Source organism: Methyloversatilis sp. XJ19-13 (assembly GCF_024580155.1).
Classification (GTDB): domain Bacteria; phylum Pseudomonadota; class Gammaproteobacteria; order Burkholderiales; family Rhodocyclaceae; genus Methyloversatilis.
Map to the genome: position 1 here is coordinate 1 of NZ_JANINH010000046.1, position 414 is coordinate 414.

Genomic DNA, 414 nt, shown 5'->3' on the forward strand with positions numbered 1-414 from the left:
TGGGCGCCCTGAATTCATCTGTTACCGCTTCCAATAGGGATCAAATACGATTTTGCCCACCGGGTAGGTTTTGGTTGACCTGCCCGCCGCCGTCAGCCTCGGTCAGCAACACGTTAATCCAACGCCTGGGCACTCGGCCCCGGTTCTGGTCAAACACGCGATGGATCAGGCAGTTACCATCTTCGCCTGACCACCGCCGTAGGTCGTCAGTCGGGTCGGCGTCCCGCCCTTCTTCAGGCGCACCGCGCAGTACTTGAACTCCGGAATCTTGCCGAACGGGTCCAGCGCCGGATTGGTCAGCATGTTGGCGGCGGCCTCGTAATACGCAAACGGGATGAACACGGCACCGATCGGCACGTTGCCATCGACACGCGCGTACAACGCGATCTTGCCGCGGCGCGATTCGACCGTCAC

At 61.1% G+C, this 414-nt stretch carries 1 protein-coding gene; it reads right to left on the reverse strand.

Annotation, left to right across the window (positions count from 1 at the left end; translation table 11 throughout):
- Positions 1-165 precede the first annotated feature (165 nt).
- On the reverse strand, positions 166-414 hold a 249-nt coding region (locus NMQ14_RS19645), incomplete at its 5' end, for a molybdopterin dinucleotide binding domain-containing protein (protein ID WP_257098515.1).